Source organism: Amycolatopsis sp. NPDC005003, assembly GCF_053600695.1.
In genome coordinates, this window is record NZ_JBSGAI010000045.1 from 67,118 (window position 1) to 86,072 (window position 18,955).

Consider the following 18,955-nt stretch of genomic DNA (forward strand, 5'->3'; position numbering starts at 1 on the left):
GGTGCGTGGTGATGGGCGTGCTGAACGTGACGCCCGATTCCTTTTCGGACGGTGGCCGGTACCTCGGGCTCGACCAGGCGCTGGAGCACGCCCGCGAGATGTGGGCGCGGGGCGCGGACCTGATCGACGTCGGCGGCGAGTCGACGCGGCCGGGGGCGTCCCGGGTGGACGCCGAGACCGAACTGCAGCGCGTGCTGCCGGTGATCAAGACGCTGGCCGCCGAAGGGATGGCGCTGTCGGTCGACACCACCCGGGCCGCCGTCGCCGCCGCGGCGCTCGAAGCCGGGGCGCACATCATCAACGACGTCTCCGGCGGGCTGGCCGATCCGGACATGGCGCGCGTCGCGGCCGAGACCGGCGTGCCGTGGGTGCTGATGCACTGGCGCGGGCACAGCAAGGACATGCAGGCGCTCGCCGAGTACGGGGACGTCGTGGCGGACGTGCGGGCCGAACTGTTGTCCCGAGTGGACGAAGCGCTCGCGGCCGGCGTGGCCGAGAGCGCGATCGTGCTGGACCCCGGGCTGGGGTTCGCGAAGAACGCCGAGCACGACTGGGCGTTGCTGCGCGGCCTCGACTTGTTGCTGTCCCTCGGTTTCCCGGTGCTCGTCGGTGCTTCGCGCAAGAGGTTCCTCGGCCGCCTGCTGTCCGAAAAGGACGGGACGCCGCGGCCGCCGGACGGCCGGGAGGACGCCACCGCCGCGATCTCCGCGCTCGCCGCCGCAGCCGGTGCGTGGGGCGTGCGCGTGCACGAGGTCGGGGCTTCGCTGGACGCGGTCGCGGTGGCTGCCGCTTGGAGGACGGATGGCTGACCGGATCACGCTGACCGGCCTGCGCGTGTTCGGGCGCCACGGCGTGTTCGAACATGAGAAGCGGGACGGCCAGGAGTTCGTCGTCGACATCACGGTGTGGCTGGACCTCGGGCCGGCCGCCGCGTCGGACGACCTGACCAAGACACTGCACTACGGCGAGCTGGCCGAGCTGGCGGCCGGGATCGTCGCGGGCGAGCCGTACGACCTCATCGAGAGCGTCGCGGGCAAAATCGCCGAGGAGGTGCTGCGCGACGAGCGCCTGAACGCGGTCGAGGTGACGGTGCACAAGCCGTCGGCGCCGATCCCGCTGACGTTCGACGACGTGGCCGTCACGGTCCGGCGCGACCGGTGAGCCGTGCGGTGCTCTCGCTCGGGTCCAACCTGGGCGACCGGCTGGGGTTCCTGCGGTCGGCACTGGACGCCGTCCGGCCGGCGCTGGTGACGGTGTCGAGCGTGTACGAGACCAAGGCGTGGGGAGTGGAGGACCAGCCGGACTTCCTCAACGCGGTCTGCGTGGTCGACGACCCGGCCCGCGACCACTGGGCGTGGCTGCGCACGGGCCAGGCGGCCGAGCAGGCGGCGGGCCGGGTCCGCGAGCTGCGCTGGGGCCCGCGAACGCTGGACGTCGACGTGGTCACGGTGGACGGCGTGACATCGGACGACCCGGAGCTGCTGCTACCGCACCCGGGAACCCCCGACCGCGCGAGCGTGCTGGTGCCCTGGGTGGAGATCGACCCGGCCGCGGTCCTGCCGGGCCACGGCCCGATCGCGGACCTGCTGAAGGCCCGCCCGGCGGACGAGGTGGCGACGGTCCGCCGGACGAACCTCGAGCTGCGCTGACGCCCGCCGGAAAGGTGACTCATCGGTGAACCGGCGGTGACCGTTACGGATCACCGTCGGTTCGTCGCCGAGTTGCTCTCTCCGTGCGCTCAGCCGCGCAGGGCGTCGATCATGAAACGCACCGCGGGCTGGGCCGTGGGGACCGGCGGCCAGCCGTTGATCGTCGCCAGCAGCTGCCAGTAGCGCTCCGCCCGCGGGTCGCCGCTCATCGCGAACCGGTCCGCCAGCTCCGCCCGGAACTCCGGCGAGGCCGGGTCCTGGTCGTCGCGAGCCGAGGCCGCCGCCAAGTCCGCCGCAAGCGTTTGCCCCGTCTCCGACGTGGGCGATTCGCCCGCCGCCACCGCCTCCTCCGCGCGGGACACCCAGACCGGCCAGTTCTGCTGCCAGGCCTCCGCCGGCTGCTGGAACTCGCCGTCCTCGATCTGCTTGGCCTGGGTTTCGCTCATGCGGCGGATCAAGGCCCGGAAGTCCGGGTCCTGGACCAGCTCGGCGAACTCGATCCAGGCCTCCAGCTGCTCGGGTGTCGGGTCGTCGGGCAGCTCCGGCTTCCCGGAGCGCATCCGGCGGTAGAACTCCTGGTCGATGTCGAGCCCGGCGACCATTTCGTCCCAGAACTCGTCGACCAGCCGCTTGCGCTCCTCGTCGGACATCGACGCGAGACGGTTCATCAGGTTCACTTCCTCCAGTTCGGAATTGCGCTTGGCCACCGCGCGCAGCACCGCCCGGCGCAGCCGCAGCCGCCGGATCTGCTCGTCGAGCGCCTCCACGTGCCGGACCGCCAGTTCGCCGACCGTCGTCGACTGGCTCAGCGCGGCCGAGACGTCGGCGAGGCCGAGACCCAGCTCCCGCAGCGTGCGGACCAGCTCCAGGCGGGCCATCGCCTTCGCGTCGTAGAGCCGGTAGCCGGCGTCCGTCCGCTCGGTCGGCGGCAGGAGGCCCTCGTCCGAGTAGAAGCGGATGGTCTTGACCGGCAGGCCGGTCCGCCGGGACAGCTCGCCGATGGTGAAGGTCGCGGTGGTGCCCACAAAACGCATGATGAACTCTCCAGTCGGTGGAGAGTCAACTCTTCCACGGTACGGTTGAGGTATGCACTTCACCCGGCCCCGCGACCTGGTGGTCGCCGGGCTGCTCGGTCTGGGCCTCGGCTACCTGCTGTTCCAAACCGCCTACGGCTCGCTGCCGCAGCTGCCGCTGCTCGCCGGCGTCACCTTCGCCGTGCTGGCCGTGATCGAGGTCGTCCTCGCCTTCTCGATCCGGTCCCGCATCAGGAACGGCCGGGTCGTCGGCGCGATCGGGGTAGCCCGATCGGTGGCTCTCGCCAAGGCTTCGTCACTCGCCGGAGCGTTCATGGCCGGCGCCTGGCTAGCGGCGCTCGCATATGTTTTACCCAGACGTGACGAACTCGTCGCCGCGGTCCTCGACACGCGCGCCGCGGCGGTCGGCGTCGTGTCCGCCGCAGCCCTGGTAGCTGCGGGTTTGTGGCTCGAACACTGCTGCCGGACCCCGCAGGACCACGATCGTGAGCGCACCCGCGGGACGACCGGTTAGCGCTGGAATCCCACCGCTCGCTGGACCGAGTAGGTCTCGTTCGGATTACGAGCAGGTACGGTGTCAGTCATGACCGGCGTGGGTGACGACTCGCGCGGCCGCCTCTTGGGCAGGCCGTGGCTCGTTGTCGGCTTTGTCCTCGCCATCGGAGCCACCCTCGCACTGGTGCTCAGCGACGATCTCCGCTATCTCCGGCTGGGGATCGTCGCGGCCCTCTGGGCCGCCCTGATCGGCGCTTTCCTCGCCGTGAAGTACCGCAAGAGCGCGGCACAGAGCGAGGACGCGGTCGCCGAGGCGCAGGCTGTGTACGAACTGGAGCTGGAACGCGAGATCGCGGCCCGGCGCGAGTACGAGCTGGAGATGGAGGCCGAGAACCGCAGCGCCGCCGACTCCAAGGGCCGCGAGGAGCTGGAGGCGCTGCGCGCGGAAGTGTCCGCGCTGCGCGACAGCCTCCAGTCGCTGTTCGGCGGCGAGGTGCTGCTCGAACGCGTCGCGCTGACAGCGCAGGCGACGCGGATGCGCAAGCTGTCGGACGAGAACCGCATCATCCCGGACGGCGCGCCGAAGAAGAAGCCGGCTCAGCTGATGGCCGGGAAGAAGCCGGTGGTCGAGGGCGGCGAGCGGCCGACCGAGCTGATCGATCGCGTCCTCGACGAGCGCCGTCGCAAGGCCTCGAACGGGAAGCCCGCCAACGGCAAGGGCCTCGGCAAGGGCAAGGACTTCGGCGGCAAGCCGGTCCCGAAGACGCCGGCGAACGTCTCCGTGCAGAGCACCCAGCAGATCGCCCGGCCGAAGCCGCTGAGCGAGCGCCGCCCGCCGGTGCCGCCGGTCGACCCGGCGCTGAACGCCGCGCAGCGCGAGCTCAAGGCCGCCGAGCTGCGCGCCGAGGCGGCGCGCCGCCAGGCCGAGTCGCAGCCGATGCGGCTGCCGAAGCAGGAAGAAGCCGCGAAGCAGCCCGAGCGCCGTCCCGAGGCCGCCGCCGAGCCGACGCGCCGGGACGTGCCGAGGCCCGAGCCCAAGACCGAAATCCGGCGTCCGTCGGAGCCGAAGACCGAGATCCGCCGCCCGCAGGAGCCGAAGACGGAGATCCGCCGCCCCGAGCCGCCGCCCGCGCGCCGCGCCGAGGTGTCGCGATCGGACATCCCGCGGGTCGAGGCGCCGCGGCCGGAGATGCCGCGGGTCGAGATGCCGCGGCCGGAGATGCCGCGGCCGCCGGCGCCGCGACCGAACGTCCCGCGCGGGGAAGCGTCGCGTGCGGACATTCCTCGGGTGGAGATGTCGCGGCCGGATATCCCGCGGGTGGAGATGTCGCGGCCCGACATTCCTCGGGTGGAGATGTCGCGACCGGATATCCCGCGGGTGGAGATGTCGCGACCGGACATTCCTCGGGTGGAGATGTCGCGACCGGACATTCCTCGGGTGGAGATGTCGCGACCGGACATTCCTCGGGTGGAGATGTCGCGACCGGACATTCCGCGGGTCGGTGGTCAGCCGAACGGCGTGCGTCCCGATCCCCGCAAGGCGCCCGAGTCGCCGCGGCCGGTGCCGGGCCGTCCGGCGGCCAGCGTGCCGCCGCCGAAGCCGTCCGAGATGTCGCGTTCGGACATCCGGCCGGTCAAGGACCTCAGCGCGGCCTTCCAGAACCGCGACGACTTCGCCGAGCGGCAGCGGCCCAACCGGCCGAAGCCGCCCGAGCCGAAGCCGCCGATGCCGCGGGACGCCGCGGCGTCCCGCACCGACATCCCGCCGGTCGTCCCGCCGACGACGCCGGTGCCGAGCAAGAGCCCGGCGCCGCGGCAGCCGTCGCGCACGGACCTGCCCCCGGTGGTGCCGCCGACCACGCCGGTCCCGGCGGCCGACAGCCGCCGCCCGTCGCGGCTGGAGCAGTTCTCGCGGGCCGACATGTCGCCGATCCTGGAGGAGCCGCCGTCCCGCCACGGTGGTTCGCACCGCGCGCCGGCGGAGGCCCCGAAGGCCGAGGCGCCGATCGCGAACCCGACGCTGCCGGAGTCGGTCCGCAACTTCCAGGGCCGCTCGGGTGGCCGCCGCCGCAAGCCGGAGGACTCGCAGCAGCTGCCGGCGGTGCCGTCGGCACCGGAGCCACCCGGCGGAGGCCGCCGCCGTCGCCCGGACGGCGAGCCGCCGGCCTGGGAGGGCATGGTCGCGGAGCGGGCTTCGATGTCCCGCCGCGGCATGGCCCCGGTGGACCCGGCGGACGTGGAGCAGAGCACGAACGGCCACAACGGAGCCCGCAACGGCCGCCGGGCGGCCCCTGAGCCGGCCCCGGGCAGCGGTTCCCACGCGGCGGGCCGTTCGGTGAGCGAGCTCCTGGCGGCCAACGGCGGCACGGGAGCAACGCCCCGCCGCCGCCGGCGCGCGGAGGACTGAGCCCCGCGCGCCTGAGCCAAGACGGCCTGGTTGCGTGGAATTCAGCACTGCGGTGCGGATCGCCTCCGTTGAGGGCGGAGGCGGGGGCATGGAAGGCGCCCCGAAGGCCACCTTGGGGGCGCGCCGGCGGCGCTCGGCTGGCGGCCTGGGGTGCACCGGTGGCGCGCACCGAAGGTCACCTTGGGGGCGCGCCGGCGGCACTCGGCAGGCGGCTTGAGGCCGCGCCGGCGGCGCTCGGCAGGCGGCCTTGGGATGCACCGGTGGCGCGCACCGAAGGCCGCAGTGGTTGCGGTAGCACCGAAGGCCGCCTTGGAGGCATCTCAGGCACCGAAGGCCACATCGGGGCGCATCCGGCGGCGCGACCAGGGCGCCTGGAGTCGCATCCGGCGGCGACTTGGGGCGCACCGAAGGCCATCGGCCTCTCCGGCGGCGCCCGGCAGGCTGAATGCGTGCCGTGTGTGCCAGGTGGCGTTCCGGGTCGCCCACCCTCCTGCGTAGGGTGACCCGCTGTGAGCGGAACCCTCTCGCCCGCGACGGGACTTGATCGCGGACGGCGGCCTCGCCGGGTCACCGTGCTGCTGCCGGTGCTCGGGCTGATCGTGGTGGCCCTGTGCGGCCTGTTCCTGTTCGGGCTCGCCACCGCGCGCGTCGGCCCCCTCGCCGTCACCATCGGTGTGCTCGCCGCGCTCGTGCCCGTGGCCGGCGTCGTCGCCGGGTTCCTCTGGGTCGACCGGTGGGAGCCCGAGCCCGCCAAGTTCCTGCTGCTCGCCTTCGCCTGGGGTGCCTGCATCGCGACCATCACCGCGCTGCTCATCAACACCACCGCCGAGGCCGTCGGGGACGAGCTGCTCGGCCAGGGCAGCGGCAACACCGTGGCCGCGCTCATCTCGGCTCCGGTGGTCGAGGAGGCCGCGAAGGCCCTCTTCGTCGTGCTCATCCTCTGGCGGCGGTCCAGCGAGTTCGACGGCGTCGTGGACGGGGTCGTCTACGCCGGGTTCAGTGCCGCCGGGTTCGCGTTCACCGAGAACATCTACTACTTCGGGCGCGCGTTCGCCGACTACGGCTTCGGTGACGGGCACAGCCAGGGCGTCATCACCGCGTTCTTCCTGCGGGGCGTCCTCGCTCCCTTCACCCACCCGCTGTTCGCCGTGCTCACCGGCATCGGGATCGGGATCGCCGCGCGGACGAGCACCAAGGCGCTCAAGTTCGTCGCGCCGGTCGCCGGGTACCTCGCCGCCGTGTGCCTGCACGCGCTGTGGAACAGTGCCGCGCTGCTCGGCGGGTCGAAGTTCCTCACCGTCTACTTCCTGATCATGCTGCCGCTCTTCCTCGGCGTGGTCTACCTGGTCATCCTGCAGCGGAAGCGGGAGCAGCGGATCATCGCCGCGGCGCTGCCGCACATGGCCGCGGCGCGGTGGATCGCGCCGTCGGAGGTCGAGCTGCTGGCCAGCCTGCCCGGCCGCCGGGCCTGGCGGCGGCAGGCGAAACGGCAGTCCGGCAAACAGGCCGCGAAGGCCGTCGCCGTCTACCAGGCGAGCGTGACGGAGCTCGCGTTCCTCGACCGGCACGAGCTCACCAGCGACGCCGACCGGCAGCGCCAGCAGGAGCTGCTGAGCACCCTGAAGGCCGCCCGCGCGGAGGCGACCCGCCTCGCCGAAGAGGCCGCCCGCGGGTGACCCGGTCCGGGTGAAGCTGGTCACCCGGGCTCAACGGCGCGCGCTCGCCCGAGTTAGTCTCGCGCCGTCGTCCGGTACCCGGAGCGGGACTGGAACGAGAGCAGAGGGAGTCTGCCAACCATGAGCGTCCACAGGCGCACGCCATGATGATGAGGCCCGCCCGCCTCGCGGTCGGCGTCGTTTCCGCCGGCCGGGTGGGCAGTGTGCTCGGCGCCGCGCTGGCGCGGGCGGGGCACACGGTGGTCGCCGCGTCCGGCCTGTCCGCTTCCTCGCTGGCCCGCGCCGAACGCCTCCTCCCCGACGTGCCCCTCCTGCCGCCCGACGAAACCGTCCGCCGGGCGGACCTCGTGCTGCTCGCCCTCCCCGACGACGCGCTCGCAGGCATGGTCCGCGGGCTGGTCGCCACCGAGTCGCTGCGGCCGGGCCAGATCGTCGTGCACACCTCCGGCGCGCACGGCATCGACGTCCTGGCTCCCGCGGCCGACGCCGGGGCCCTGCCGCTCGCCCTGCACCCGGTGATGACGTTCACCGGCCGCGAAGAGGACCTCGAACGGCTGGCGGCGTGCAGCATCGGCGTCACGGCGGCCGAGGACGACGAAGCGGCGTGGCACGTCGGCGAAGCGCTGACCGTCGAGATGGGTGCCGAGCCGGTGCGGATCCCCGACTCCGCGCGAGCGCTCTACCACGCTGCGTTGGCCCACGGCGCAAACCACCTGATGGCGCTGGTCGCCGACTGCGCGGACCTGTTGCGCCAGGCGGGAATCGGGCAATCCGAACGCCTGGTCGCGCCACTGCTCTCGGCGGCATTGGATAATGTGCTGCGACACGGCGACCGCGCCCTCACCGGCCCGGTCGCGCGAGGCGATCTCGGCACCGTTCGCAAGCACCTCGCGGTGCTGGCGGACCGGGCGCCGGACGTGGCGCCGGCCTACCGCGCGCTGGCCAAGCGCACGGTGGCGCGTTCGACGGCGGCCGGGCTGCTGGACACCGCGGCCGCCGAAGACCTCACCGAACTCCTCGACGATCCCGCCGAAGGGCACCAAGACCAGTGACCACACCGAAATTCAGCCGCGGCACCCTGAACGCGTTCGCGTCGCCCGAGCAGATGAGCCAGGTCAGCCGGGCCCTGCACGGCGTCGGCCGCAAGCTGGCGCTCGTGCCGACCATGGGCGCGCTGCACGCCGGCCACCGCGAGCTGATCCGCCGCGCGAAGCGGCTGCCGAACACCGTCGTGGCCACCTCGATCTTCGTCAACCCGCTGCAGTTCGGGGCGGGCGAAGACTTCGAGGCGTACCCGCGGCCGCTCGAGGCCGACCTCGACATCCTGCGCGAAGACGGCGTCGAAATCGCGTTCACGCCCAGCGCGGACGCCCTCTACGCCGAAGGCGCCGTCGTGACCGTGCACCCGGGGCCGCTCGGCGACGAGCTCGAAGGTGCCGCCCGGCCGGGTCACTTCGCCGGCGTGCTCACCGTCGTGGCGAAGCTGTTCAACCTGCTCCGTCCGGACTACGCCTTCTTCGGCGAAAAGGACTACCAGCAGCTGGTGCTGATCAAGCGGATGGTGCGGGACCTGAACATCGACACGCGCGTGATCGGCGTGCCGACCGTGCGCGAGCGTGACGGGCTCGCGTTGTCCTCGCGCAACGTCTACCTGACGCCTGAGCAGCGCGAAGACGCCATCGTCCTGTCGGCCGCCCTCACCGCGGGGGCGTTCGTCGGCCGGGACGGTGCGGACGCGGTCCTCGAGACCGCGTGGAAGACCCTCGCCGCGCGGCCCGCGGTCGAGGTGGATTACCTGGAGTTGAGGGGAACCGACCTCGGGCCCGCGCCCGTCGACGGTGAAGCACGACTGTTGATCGCGGCCCGGGTGGGGAGTACCCGGCTGATCGACAACGTTCCGGTGTTGCTCGGCGCCGCCGTCGAACACCCGGAGCGGCTGGACGCAGGGGAATAGGAGTCCACGATGTACCGCACGATGCTCAAGTCGAAGATCCACCGGGTCACCGTGACCCAGGCCGACCTGCACTACGTCGGTTCGGTGACGGTCGACGAAGACCTGATGGAGGCCGCGGACCTGCTGCCGGGGGAACAGGTGTCCATTGTGGACGTCACCAACGGGGCGCGGCTGGAGACCTACGTCATCAAGGGGGAACGCGGCAGCGGGGTGCTCGGCATCAACGGCGCCGCGGCGCACCTGGTGCACCCGGGTGACCTGGTCATCCTCATCTCGTACGGCCAGATGGACGACGCCGAGGCGGCGACGTACCAGCCGCGCGTGGTGTTCGTCGACGCGGACAACCGGATCGTCCACCGGCACACCGACCCCGGTCACGCGCCGGAGGGCTCGGGCCTGCTGTCCGGCACGGTGACGCTGCCGCCGGACGAGGAGACGGCGATCTTCCCGGTCGCCGAGACGGCGGATGCCCGCCGCCTCGACGCGTTGCTGCACGCGGAAAGCTGACCCGCTTGCTGCTCACCGTCGACGTCGGCAACACGAACATCGTCCTGGGCCTGTGGTCCGGCCGGGAACTCGTGGGCGACTGGCGCATGCGCACGGACGCGCGCATGACGGCCGACGAGCTGGCGTTGACGGTCCGCGGGCTGCTCGGCCCGCACGCGGACGCGGTGACCGGGATCAGCGCGTTGTCGACGGTGCCGGCGGTGCTGCGCGAACTGCGCGTGATGCTCAGCCGGTACTACGCCGGGGTCCCGAAGATCGTGGTCGAGCCGGGCGTGCGCACCGGCGTGGCGCTGCTGGTGGACAACCCGAAGGAGGTGGGCGCGGACCGGCTGGTGAACACGCTGGCCGCACACCACCTCCACCGCACGGCGTGCGTGGTGGTCGACTTCGGCACGTCGACCAACGTCGACGCGATCTCGGCCCGCGGTGAGTTCCTGGGCGGCGCGTTCGCCCCGGGCATCGAGATTTCGGTGGACGCGCTGGCGTTGCGCGCGGCGGCGCTGCGGAAGGTCGAGCTGGTGCCGCCGCGGTCGGTGATCGGCAAGAACACGGTCGAGTGCCTGCAGTCCGGGATCCTGTACGGCTTCGCGGGCCAGGTGGACGGGCTGGTGCGCCGGATCGTCCGCGAGCTGTCCCCGGGCGGCGCGGAACCGGTGGCGGTGCTGGCGACGGGCGGGCTGGCGCCGCTGGTGCTGGACGAGTCGGAGACGATCACCGACCACGTGCCGGAGCTGACGCTGCTCGGCCTGCGGCTGGCCTACGAACGCAACATCCGGCCCTGACCGGCCCTCATCGCCGCCGCGTGCGCAACACCGTGGTGACCAGCGGCAGGTCGAACTCGCCGTCCGCGGTGGCCGGGTTCTCCGCGAGGAACCGCCGGAGCCTGCCCAGCAGGGCCGCCGACTCCTCCGGGGCCGACACGATCACTTTCGAATACGTCGCGATCGTTTCCACCAGGCTGTCCGCCGTGCGCCGTTGCACATGGCGAAACCGGTCGCTTTCGAATGGTTCGAATGCCGGGTGCGTCACCTCGCGCATGTCTTCGACGCTCGTCGGGCGGCGGGCGCCGTCGCGGCCCAGGGTGGTGAACTGGGCGACCCACGGCACCGATTCGTCTTCGTAGTTCCACATCGGCACGCACACGCCGCCCGGGCGCAGCACGCGGCCGATCTCCGTCATCGCCACCGGGACGTCGAACCAGTGGAAAGCCTGGCCGACGAAAACGGCGTCGACGCACCGGTCGGGCAGCGGGATCCGTTCGGCCTGCCCCGCCAGCGACGGCACCGAGGGCGCGGCCCGCCCGAGCTCCGCGCGCATTTTCGCGTCGGGTTCGACCGCGGTGACGTCGAGCCCGAGCGCGGTCAGGCCCAGGGTGAGTTTGCCGGTTCCGGCGGCGAGATCGAGCACCCGGCGCGGTGTTCCGCTCGCCCCGGAAAGCCCCCACTCGATCGCTTCCCGCGGGTAATCGGGCCGGTGCCGGGCGTACGCGGCGGCGCGGCTGCCGAAGGAAGAGGCGCGCTGATCACGGGTGGGATCACTCACCTGGTCCAGGCTAATGGACGAAAAGGTAAAGGTAATCCGGTTGGCGTAGCGGTCCGGGGGGTTCGTACCCTATGGGCCATGACCGAAAACCCCGCTTCCACCAGCGAGCCCGCCGAAGACGAACTGCCCGAGCAGATGCGGGTGCGCCGGGAGAAGCGCGACCGGATCCTCGCGGAGGGTATCGATCCTTACCCGGTCGAGGTACCCCGCACGCACTCGCTCGCCGAAGTGCGCGCGGCGCATTCCGGGCTGCCCGCCGACACCGCCACGGGCGCGCAGGTCGGCGTCACCGGCCGGGTGATGTTCCTCCGCAACACGGGCAAGCTGTGCTTCGCGAGCCTCCGCGAGGGCGACGGCACCGAACTGCAGGCGATGATCAGCCTGGCGACGGTCGGCGAGGACGCGCTGGCGGCGTGGAAGTCCGACGTCGACCTCGGCGACCACGTGTTCGTGCAGGGCGAGGTCATCACGTCCAAGCGCGGCGAGCTTTCGGTGATGGCCGACGCCTGGCGCATCACGTCGAAGGCGCTGCGCCCGCTGCCGAACGCCTTCAAGGACCTGGCCGAGGAGACGCGGGTCCGCCAGCGCTACGTCGACCTCATCATGCGGCCCCGCGCGCGGGACGTCGTGCGCACGCGCGCCGGCGTGGTCCGGTCGCTGCGGGAGTCGTTCCACCGCCGCGGGTTCACCGAGGTCGAGACGCCGATGCTGCAGACGCTGCACGGCGGCGCCACGGCCCGCCCCTTCGTCACGCATTCCAACGCGTTCGACATGGAGCTGTTCCTGCGGATCGCGCCGGAGCTCTACCTCAAGCGCTGCGTCGTCGGCGGCATCGAGAAGGTCTTCGAGATCAACCGCAACTTCCGGAACGAGGGCAGCGACTCCTCGCACTCGCCGGAGTTCGCGATGCTCGAGTACTACGAGGCGTACGCCACTTACGACACGAACGCGGTGATGACGCGGCAGCTGATCCAGGAGGCCGCGCAGTCGGTGCTGGACACGCTGGTCGTAACGCTGCCGGACGGTTCGGAGTACGACCTGTCCGGCGAATGGACCACGCTCGGAATGTACGAGTCGTTGTCCGATTCCCTCGGCGAAGAGGTGACGCCGGAGACCCCGGCCGCCAAACTGCACGGATTTGCGCAGGCCAGGGGCCTGGAAGTGGATCCGAAGCTCGGGCACGGGAAGCTCGTCGAGGAACTGTGGGAACACCTCGTCGGAGATCACCTGCACGCACCGACGTTTGTCCGTGATTTTCCGCTGGAGACGTCGCCATTGACGCGCCAGCACCGCTCCCGGCCCGGCGTGGCCGAGAAGTGGGACCTCTACGTGCGCGGATTCGAACTCGCCACCGGATACTCCGAGCTGGTCGATCCGGTCGTCGAACGGGAACGCCTCACCGAACAGTCGCTGCTGGCCGCGCAGGGCGATAGCGAAGCCATGCGGCTCGACGAGGATTTCCTGCGTGCCCTGGAGTACGGAATGCCGCCGAGCGGTGGCGTCGGAATGGGGATCGACCGGCTCCTCATGGCGCTGACCGGTCTCGGTATCCGGGAGACGATCCTCTTCCCGCTGGTGCGCCCTGAATAACCCGGCCGTGTGAGGATAGCAGTGGGTTATCGCAATGAGATTTGCGCTGCCCTCCGGAAGCGGGTACTAATGTCTTAGACAAAGACTTCTGTCCCGGGGCTTGCCCCGTACCAGATCATTGAGTAAGCCCCGCAGGAGGAATCGGATGGCACAGAAGGTGCTCGTCTCGCTGGTCGACGACCTCGACGGCGGTGAGGCGGAAGAGACCGTCGAGTTCGGTTTGGACGGAGTCAGCTACCAGATCGATCTCTCCTCGGAAAACGCCGAGGAGCTGCGTGACGCGCTCGCTCAGTATGTCGAGCACGCGCGTCGTGCGGGCGGCCGCAAGCGCGCTTCGGTGCGTCCCGTCGCGGGTAAGGGTTCGGCTCGTCCGGCCGCCGTCGACCGCGAGCAGAACCAGGCCATCCGGTCGTGGGCGCGCAAGAACGGCTACGCGGTTTCCGACCGCGGCCGCATCCCCTCCGAGGTCGTCGAGGCTTACCACAAGAAGAACTGAAGATTGTTCACGCCACCACCGCGTGCGGGGTCGAGTGCGGGTCGCTGACCAGCAGTTTTCCGCCAGTGCAGGTGGTGGCGTGGCCAATCTTGCTGACGTGGGGTTTCCAGCGGTGGCCGCCGGGCGAATTCGCCCGGCGGCTTTCTTCATGTCCGATCGCTGTCCGGTTCCCGTTCGGTGGCGGCGCGGGCGGTCCGGGCGAACTCGGCAGGCGACTGGCCGGTCACCGTCCGGAAATCACGGATGAAGTGCGACTGGTCGCTATAGCCCAGCCGAAGCGCCAGACCGGCGTAATCGGGTTGTCCTTCTGTGACGATCCGCTGCGCTGCGTCATTGAGGCGGTATATCCGGATCGCCCACTTGGGCGGGCAGCCGACGTGTTCGGCGAACATCCGCTGGATGGAGCGGGTGGTTAGTCCAGTATCCGCGCAGAGTTGCGCGACCCGGGTAATTCCCGGATCACGAGCGATTGATTCCACGGCCATCGCCGCTTCGCGCGCGGCCGGCGACAGCGCCACTGGATTTGCGATCAGCAAGTTGTCGATCGCACGGACCATTTGCGCGTCGTCGTCCGCGGTCTGCACCGATTCCGAGGCCGCTGCGGCGGCCGGTCCGAAAACGTCGGTGAGTGGGACGGCCCGGTCGGCGATGTCACGCACGGGTCCGCCGAGGAACGCGCGGAAGGTGCCCGGCCGGAATCGCACACCCAGGCCTTGGACGCGGCCGGCCAGGCGGTGGGAAAAGACGTCGCGGGCCGGACCGTGGACGCCGGAGGCGCCCGGGAAGAACGTCACGTGGACCGACAGGTTCGGCAGCACCCGCTGCTCGTACGGCGGTTTGCCGCGCCGGTCCCACCGCAGGATCCAGTGGTATTCGACGAATTCAGCGAGTTCCGGCGCCGGCGCGTGCCGGGTCAGCGTGAACATCGTGCGCGCGGTGGCTTCGGCCACGATGCCGCGCGGGATCCGGTGCGTCACGGGTTCACGGTAGCTGTCGCGTTCGTTCAAGACGCCTCGATCGGCGGCCGGTTTGGATGCCCGGTATGACTGCTTCGTTGCTGCGCCCGGCCGCGGCCGAATTCCTCCGGATCGCCGGCGCGGTTCCCGACCTGACCGCGCCGACGCCGTGCGCGGGGTACGACGTCCGCGGGCTGCTCAACCACCTCTTGTACTGGGGCCCGTGGCTGATCGCGGCGGGCCGCCGGCTGCCCCCGCCGGCACCGCTGACCGACGAGGCGTCGTCGGGCCTGGTGACGGACGGCTGGCGGGCGGACCTGGAGAAGCAGACGGAGACGCTGGTTTCGGTGTTCGAAGCACCTTCGGCGTGGACGGGGACGACTTCGCTGGGCTCGGCCCCGATCCCGTCGGCGGTGGTGGGCGCGATGGTGCTGGGTGAGTTCGTGCTGCACGGGTGGGACCTGGCCCGGGCGAGCGGGCAATCGTGTGGCTTCGCCCCCGAAGCGGCGACGGCGGTGTACGAGTCCGCGGTGGCGATGGGCGACCAGGCGCGGTCGATGGGGGTTTACGGGCCGGTGGTGGAGGTGTCGCCTGGAGCTACGCCGTTGGAGCGGGCGCTGGGGGCCGCTGGGCGGGATCCGGGGTGGGGTTCTTCGTGAGCTGGCCGGGGCTCGGGGTGGGGTTCTCTGCGGGCCGCCGGGACCGGGGTGGGGTTCTCTGCGGGCGGGCCGGGATCCGGGGGTGGGGTTCTCCGTGAGCCGGCCGGACGCCGGGTGGAGTTCTCCATGAGTCGGCCGGGACTCAGGGTGGGGTTATCCGCGAGCCGATCGGGACTCGAGGTGGGGTTCTCCCATGAGTCGATCGGGACCCTTAGTGGAGTTCTCCACAAGTGGGCTGAGCTGTGGACAGCTCGGCCCCTCAGGCGGCGATCGGCGGGTTTTGCCGGTGGGGGTCGATAGAATGGACCTGGGGACGCCCCCCTGGGAGCGGTGGGGGATGTCTGGGTCTCCTGGGGGCCTGGTCCGCGCAAAAATCGCATGCGCGCCGGTTGGTGCCTCTTCCCCGTCCGAAGGTGGCCCGGGTCTCTTTGGCCGACGAGCAAGGTCGGTGCCCGCCACCCCGAAGCCGGGATTGTGACTACGGCCGGCAGTACCGCGTCAAGGCGGGAAAGCGTGCCTTGACCCGGCACTGCCGGCCGTGTTGGGGCTTCGGATCGGGGTTGCGGGGAGGTCTGGGTGGTGCAGGTCAGGCTGGCAGCGTGCCGCTCACGTTGGTGAGCCAGCCGCTCAGGCCGGTTGGTGAGCCAGCCGCTCACGCCGGTGAGTCACCGAAAAGGCCCTCCGGCTTCGCCGGACCCCCCACCCCAGCCCCTCTCTACTTCGAGCAGGTGCGCGGGCACCCGTCGCACTCGTCGGACGATGGCAGCAGGTACGAAAAGCAGCAGCTCTCGCGCCTCCGTGTCCACTCGCGGTCCTCCGTCAACCGCAACGTCGACGCCGACGTCAGCGGTGGGTACCGCTCGTCGAGCACCAAGGCCGCGTCCGCGACTCCCGCGCCCTCGGCCTCCGGGGTTCCGCCCTGGCGGCCCGCCCACCACAGCGAGTTCTCCAGCGCGTCCGTCGCCGCCGCCCACAGGGTTCGGCGGCCCAAACCGCTCATCGGCTCGTACACCCGGACAAAGCGGGCCGCGTAGGCCAGGTAGCGGGCTCTGAGCACCGCCGCCAGTGCTCGCTCGTCGCGGACCACCGTGGCCTCCGGGCGGGCCGAGCCCGGGTCCGTCGGGAGGCAGTGGAACGCGTCACCCAGCACCGCCATGCCGTCCGGGTGGGGGCGGTCGTCCGACAACCGGAACGCCAGCTCCGACGGCTTCAGCGACGGCACCCGGCGCTCGTGGTGCCACAGCAGCGCGCCGATGTACGCCGGGACGTGGAGGTACCACGTCAGCACCCAGCTGGCCGTCGTGCGGGCCGGGGCCGCGGAGTGCTCGCGCAGCAGCCAGTCGCCCAGGAGGCCGCGCCACTCGCCGAAGTACGACGGTGTCTCCAGCAGCTCCGAGCAGCGGATCCAGCCCGCCGGCACGTCGCGACGCAGCTCGCTGCGGTCCTGCCGGCCGGAGATGCGCCGCAACGACGACGCGAGGCCGTCGCCGACCTCGCGTGCGTCACGGAAGGACCGCTGGTGGTTCAACCGCGGCCCTCCTCGGAAGCGCCGTAGATGGATTAGGCGTGCCTAACCTTACAGACTTCCGGGAGCTGCGCCAATCGGGTGGGTCACTCCCAGGTTGCGGACTGTTCGCGGTGAGCGGACAGCGCGCGGATGGCGGAATCCACGTGGCCCCTCGCACGTTGGGCTTGACGTAAAGGTGCAGGGCAACCTGATGATGGGAGCACCCGGAAGATGCCACGTCCGGGTGCGGAAACGACCGCCGAGTGCCGTAGTGGTACGCCAGCGCGACGACTTGGCTACTAGAGTGGTCTCACGGTGCTGAATCCATCGCGGGTGAAAGCACGATGGAAACGGGCCGCCGGCGCAGCAGTCGAGGGAGTGCACATGTTTGAGAGGTTCACCGACCGCGCGAGGCGGGTGGTCGTTCTGGCTCAGGAAGAGGCCAGGATGCTCAACCACAACTACATCGGCACCGAGCACATCCTCCTGGGTCTGATCCACGAGGGTGAGGGTGTCGCCGCCAAGGCGCTGGAGTCGCTGGGTATCGCCTTGGAGGGCGTGCGTCAGCAGGTCGAGGAGATCATCGGCCAGGGCCAGCAGGCGCCGAGCGGGCACATTCCGTTCACGCCGCGGGCGAAGAAGGTGCTGGAGCTGTCGCTGCGGGAGGCGCTGCAGCTGGGCCACAACTACATCGGCACCGAGCACATCCTGCTGGGCCTGATCCGCGAGGGCGAGGGCGTCGCCGCGCAGGTCCTGGTCAAGCTGGGTGCGGACCTGAACCGGGTCCGCCAGCAGGTGCTGCAGCTGCTGTCGGGCTATCAGGGCAAGGAGTCCACCGAAACCGGTTCCGGCGGTCGTGGTGAGGGCACCCCGTCGTCGTCGCTGGTGCTGGACCAGTTCGGCCGCAACATGACGGTGCTGGCTCGTGAGGGCAAGCTCGACCCGGTCATCGGGCGCGGCAAGGAGATCGAGCGGGTCATGCAGGTGCTGTCCCGCCGGACGAAGAACAACCCGGTGCTGATCGGCGAGCCCGGCGTCGGCAAGACCGCCGTCGTCGAGGGGCTGGCGCAGAGCATCGTCAAGGGCGAGGTGCCCGAGACGCTCAAGGACAAGCAGCTCTACACCCTGGACCTGGGTTCCCTGGTCGCCGGCTCCCGTTACCGCGGTGACTTCGAAGAGCGGCTGAAGAAGGTGCTCAAGGAGATCAAGACCCGCGGCGACATCATCCTGTTCATCGACGAGCTGCACACGCTGGTCGGGGCGGGGGCCGCCGAGGGCGCGATCGACGCCGCGAGCATTCTGAAGCCGATGCTGGCCCGTGGTGAGCTGCAGACGATCGGCGCGACCACGCTCGAGGAGTACCGCAAGTACATCGAGAAGGACGCCGCCCTGGAGCGGCGGTTCCAGCCGATCCAGGTCGGTGAGCCGTCGCTGGAGCACACGATCGAGATCCTCAAGGGCCTGCGTGACCGGTACGAGGCGCACCACCGGGTTTCGATCACCGATTCGGCGCTGGTCGCCGCCGCGACCCTGGCCGACCGGTACATCAACGACCGGTTCCTGCCGGACAAGGCGATCGACCTGATCGACGAGGCCGGCGCCCGGATGCGGATCCGCCGGATGACCGCGCCGCCGGACCTGCGGGAGTTCGACGAGAAGATCGCGAACGTGCGCCGGGACAAGGAGTCCGCGATCGACGCGCAGGACTTCGAGCGGGCCGCCCGCCTGCGGGATGAGGAGAAGACCCTCCTCGGTCAGAAGGGTGAGCGGGAGAAGCAGTGGAAGGACGGCGACCTCGACGTCGTCGCCGAGGTCGACGACGAGCAGATCGCGGAGGTGCTGGCCAACTGGACCGGCATCCCGGTGTTCAAGCTGACCGAGGAGGAGACCACCCGGCTGCTGCGGATGGAGGACGAGCTCCACAAGCGCATCATCGGGCAGGAGGACGCGGTCAAGGCCGTGTCGCAGGCGATCCGCCGCACACGGGCCGGGTTGAAGGACCCGAAGCGCCCGTCCGGTTCGTTCATTTTCGCCGGCCCGTCCGGTGTGGGTAAGACGGAGCTGTCGAAGGCGCTGGCGTCGTTCCTGTTCGGTGAGGACGACGCGTTGATCCAGATCGACATGGGTGAGTTCCACGACCGCTACACCGCTTCACGGCTCTTCGGTGCCCCTCCGGGCTACGTGGGCTACGAGGAGGGCGGGCAGCTGACGGAGAAGGTGCGGCGCAAGCCGTTCTCGGTGGTGCTGTTCGACGAGATCGAGAAGGCGCATCAGGAGATCTACAACACGCTCCTGCAGGTGCTGGAGGACGGCCGCCTGACCGATGGTCAGGGTCGTACGGTCGACTTCAAGAACACGGTGCTGATCTTCACGTCCAACCTGGGCACCTCGGACATCTCGAAGTCCGTGTCGCTCGGGTTCGCCGGGTCCAACGACACCGGTACCCGGTACGAGAAGATGAAGCAGAAGGTCAACGAGGAAAT

General features: G+C 70.8%; 18 protein-coding genes. 14 read left to right on the forward strand and 4 right to left on the reverse strand.

Translation table 11 applies throughout. The features are described 5' to 3' along the window. Window positions 1-11: 11 nt before the first annotated feature. Genes folP through folK form a run of 3 tightly spaced genes read left to right on the forward strand, consistent with a single transcriptional unit; the run spans window position 12 to window position 1,649 of the window. Window positions 12-809, forward strand: coding sequence for a dihydropteroate synthase (gene folP / locus ACWED2_RS38500; protein ID WP_449695461.1), 798 nt, complete (start codon window positions 12-14; stop codon window positions 807-809). Next, window positions 802-1,161 carry a dihydroneopterin aldolase gene (gene folB, locus ACWED2_RS38505; protein ID WP_449695445.1) on the forward strand — a complete coding sequence of 120 codons (360 nt, stop codon included), beginning with the start codon at window positions 802-804 and terminating at the stop codon, window positions 1,159-1,161. Before folP ends, folB begins: the two co-directional genes overlap by 8 nt. Next, window positions 1,158-1,649 (forward strand): 2-amino-4-hydroxy-6-hydroxymethyldihydropteridine diphosphokinase, encoded by a 492-nt coding sequence (folK, locus tag ACWED2_RS38510; protein ID WP_449695446.1) that lies wholly within the window; start codon window positions 1,158-1,160, stop codon window positions 1,647-1,649. The genes folB and folK overlap by 4 nt, the downstream gene beginning before the upstream one ends. A gap of 89 nt (window positions 1,650-1,738) precedes the next feature. On the opposite strand, the gene ACWED2_RS38515 is transcribed toward folK, so the two are convergent. Continuing rightward, a complete protein-coding gene (locus ACWED2_RS38515) occupies window positions 1,739-2,674 on the reverse strand; it encodes a helix-turn-helix domain-containing protein (protein ID WP_449695447.1) in 936 nt (311 codons plus the stop codon). A 61-nt stretch (window positions 2,675-2,735) separates the two neighbouring features. Here ACWED2_RS38515 and ACWED2_RS38520 point away from each other — a divergent pair, with 61 nt between their 5' ends. From ACWED2_RS38520 to ACWED2_RS38550, 7 genes are all read left to right on the forward strand, one after another. Then, window positions 2,736-3,197, forward strand: coding sequence for a DUF3180 domain-containing protein (locus tag ACWED2_RS38520; protein WP_449695448.1), 462 nt, complete (start codon window positions 2,736-2,738; stop codon window positions 3,195-3,197). A 69-nt stretch (window positions 3,198-3,266) separates the two neighbouring features. Next, window positions 3,267-5,585, forward strand: a complete 2,319-nt coding sequence (locus ACWED2_RS38525) for a DUF6779 domain-containing protein (protein ID WP_449695449.1) — start codon at window positions 3,267-3,269, stop codon at window positions 5,583-5,585. 572 nt (window positions 5,586-6,157) lie between these two features. Next, window positions 6,158-7,261: a PrsW family intramembrane metalloprotease gene (locus ACWED2_RS38530; protein ID WP_449695462.1), complete on the forward strand. Its 1,104-nt coding sequence runs from the start codon at window positions 6,158-6,160 to the stop codon at window positions 7,259-7,261. 146 nt (window positions 7,262-7,407) lie between these two features. Continuing rightward, window positions 7,408-8,313, forward strand: coding sequence for a Rossmann-like and DUF2520 domain-containing protein (locus tag ACWED2_RS38535; protein ID WP_449695463.1), 906 nt, complete (start codon window positions 7,408-7,410; stop codon window positions 8,311-8,313). Continuing rightward, window positions 8,310-9,215, forward strand: coding sequence for a pantoate--beta-alanine ligase (gene panC, locus ACWED2_RS38540; RefSeq protein ID WP_449695450.1), 906 nt, complete (start codon window positions 8,310-8,312; stop codon window positions 9,213-9,215). The genes ACWED2_RS38535 and panC overlap by 4 nt, the downstream gene beginning before the upstream one ends. Before the next feature lie 9 nt (window positions 9,216-9,224). Beyond that, entirely contained in the window at window positions 9,225-9,722 is a 498-nt protein-coding gene (gene panD / locus ACWED2_RS38545) for an aspartate 1-decarboxylase (protein ID WP_013230457.1), read from the forward strand. Window positions 9,723-9,727: 5 nt separating this feature from the next. Beyond that, window positions 9,728-10,504 (forward strand): type III pantothenate kinase, encoded by a 777-nt coding sequence (locus tag ACWED2_RS38550; RefSeq protein WP_449695451.1) that lies wholly within the window; start codon window positions 9,728-9,730, stop codon window positions 10,502-10,504. Between the two features lie 7 nt (window positions 10,505-10,511). On the opposite strand, the gene ACWED2_RS38555 is transcribed toward ACWED2_RS38550, so the two are convergent. Beyond that, complete coding sequence (locus tag ACWED2_RS38555; protein WP_449695452.1) at window positions 10,512-11,264, reverse strand: class I SAM-dependent methyltransferase; 753 nt, start codon at window positions 11,262-11,264, stop codon at window positions 10,512-10,514. Between the two features lie 78 nt (window positions 11,265-11,342). Here ACWED2_RS38555 and lysS point away from each other — a divergent pair, with 78 nt between their 5' ends. Continuing rightward, window positions 11,343-12,854 carry a lysine--tRNA ligase gene (lysS, locus tag ACWED2_RS38560; protein ID WP_449695453.1) on the forward strand — a complete coding sequence of 504 codons (1,512 nt, stop codon included), beginning with the start codon at window positions 11,343-11,345 and terminating at the stop codon, window positions 12,852-12,854. A 145-nt stretch (window positions 12,855-12,999) separates the two neighbouring features. Continuing rightward, window positions 13,000-13,350: a histone-like nucleoid-structuring protein Lsr2 gene (locus tag ACWED2_RS38565; RefSeq protein WP_410593304.1), complete on the forward strand. Its 351-nt coding sequence runs from the start codon at window positions 13,000-13,002 to the stop codon at window positions 13,348-13,350. Window positions 13,351-13,496: 146 nt separating this feature from the next. Here ACWED2_RS38565 and ACWED2_RS38570 read toward each other — a convergent pair whose 3' ends face one another. Beyond that, window positions 13,497-14,357, reverse strand: a complete 861-nt coding sequence (locus tag ACWED2_RS38570) for an AraC family transcriptional regulator (RefSeq protein ID WP_449695454.1) — start codon at window positions 14,355-14,357, stop codon at window positions 13,497-13,499. Window positions 14,358-14,392: 35 nt separating this feature from the next. On the opposite strand from ACWED2_RS38570, the gene ACWED2_RS38575 reads away from it, so the two are divergent. Continuing rightward, entirely contained in the window at window positions 14,393-14,965 is a 573-nt protein-coding gene (locus tag ACWED2_RS38575) for a TIGR03086 family metal-binding protein (protein WP_449695455.1), read from the forward strand. 715 nt (window positions 14,966-15,680) lie between these two features. Here ACWED2_RS38575 and ACWED2_RS38580 read toward each other — a convergent pair. Then, entirely contained in the window at window positions 15,681-16,493 is an 813-nt protein-coding gene (locus ACWED2_RS38580) for a (2Fe-2S)-binding protein (protein WP_449695456.1), read from the reverse strand. A 363-nt stretch (window positions 16,494-16,856) separates the two neighbouring features. Here ACWED2_RS38580 and ACWED2_RS38585 point away from each other — a divergent pair. Next, window positions 16,857-18,955: ATP-dependent Clp protease ATP-binding subunit (locus ACWED2_RS38585; RefSeq protein WP_449695457.1), on the forward strand; the 2,099-nt coding region annotated here is incomplete at its 3' end.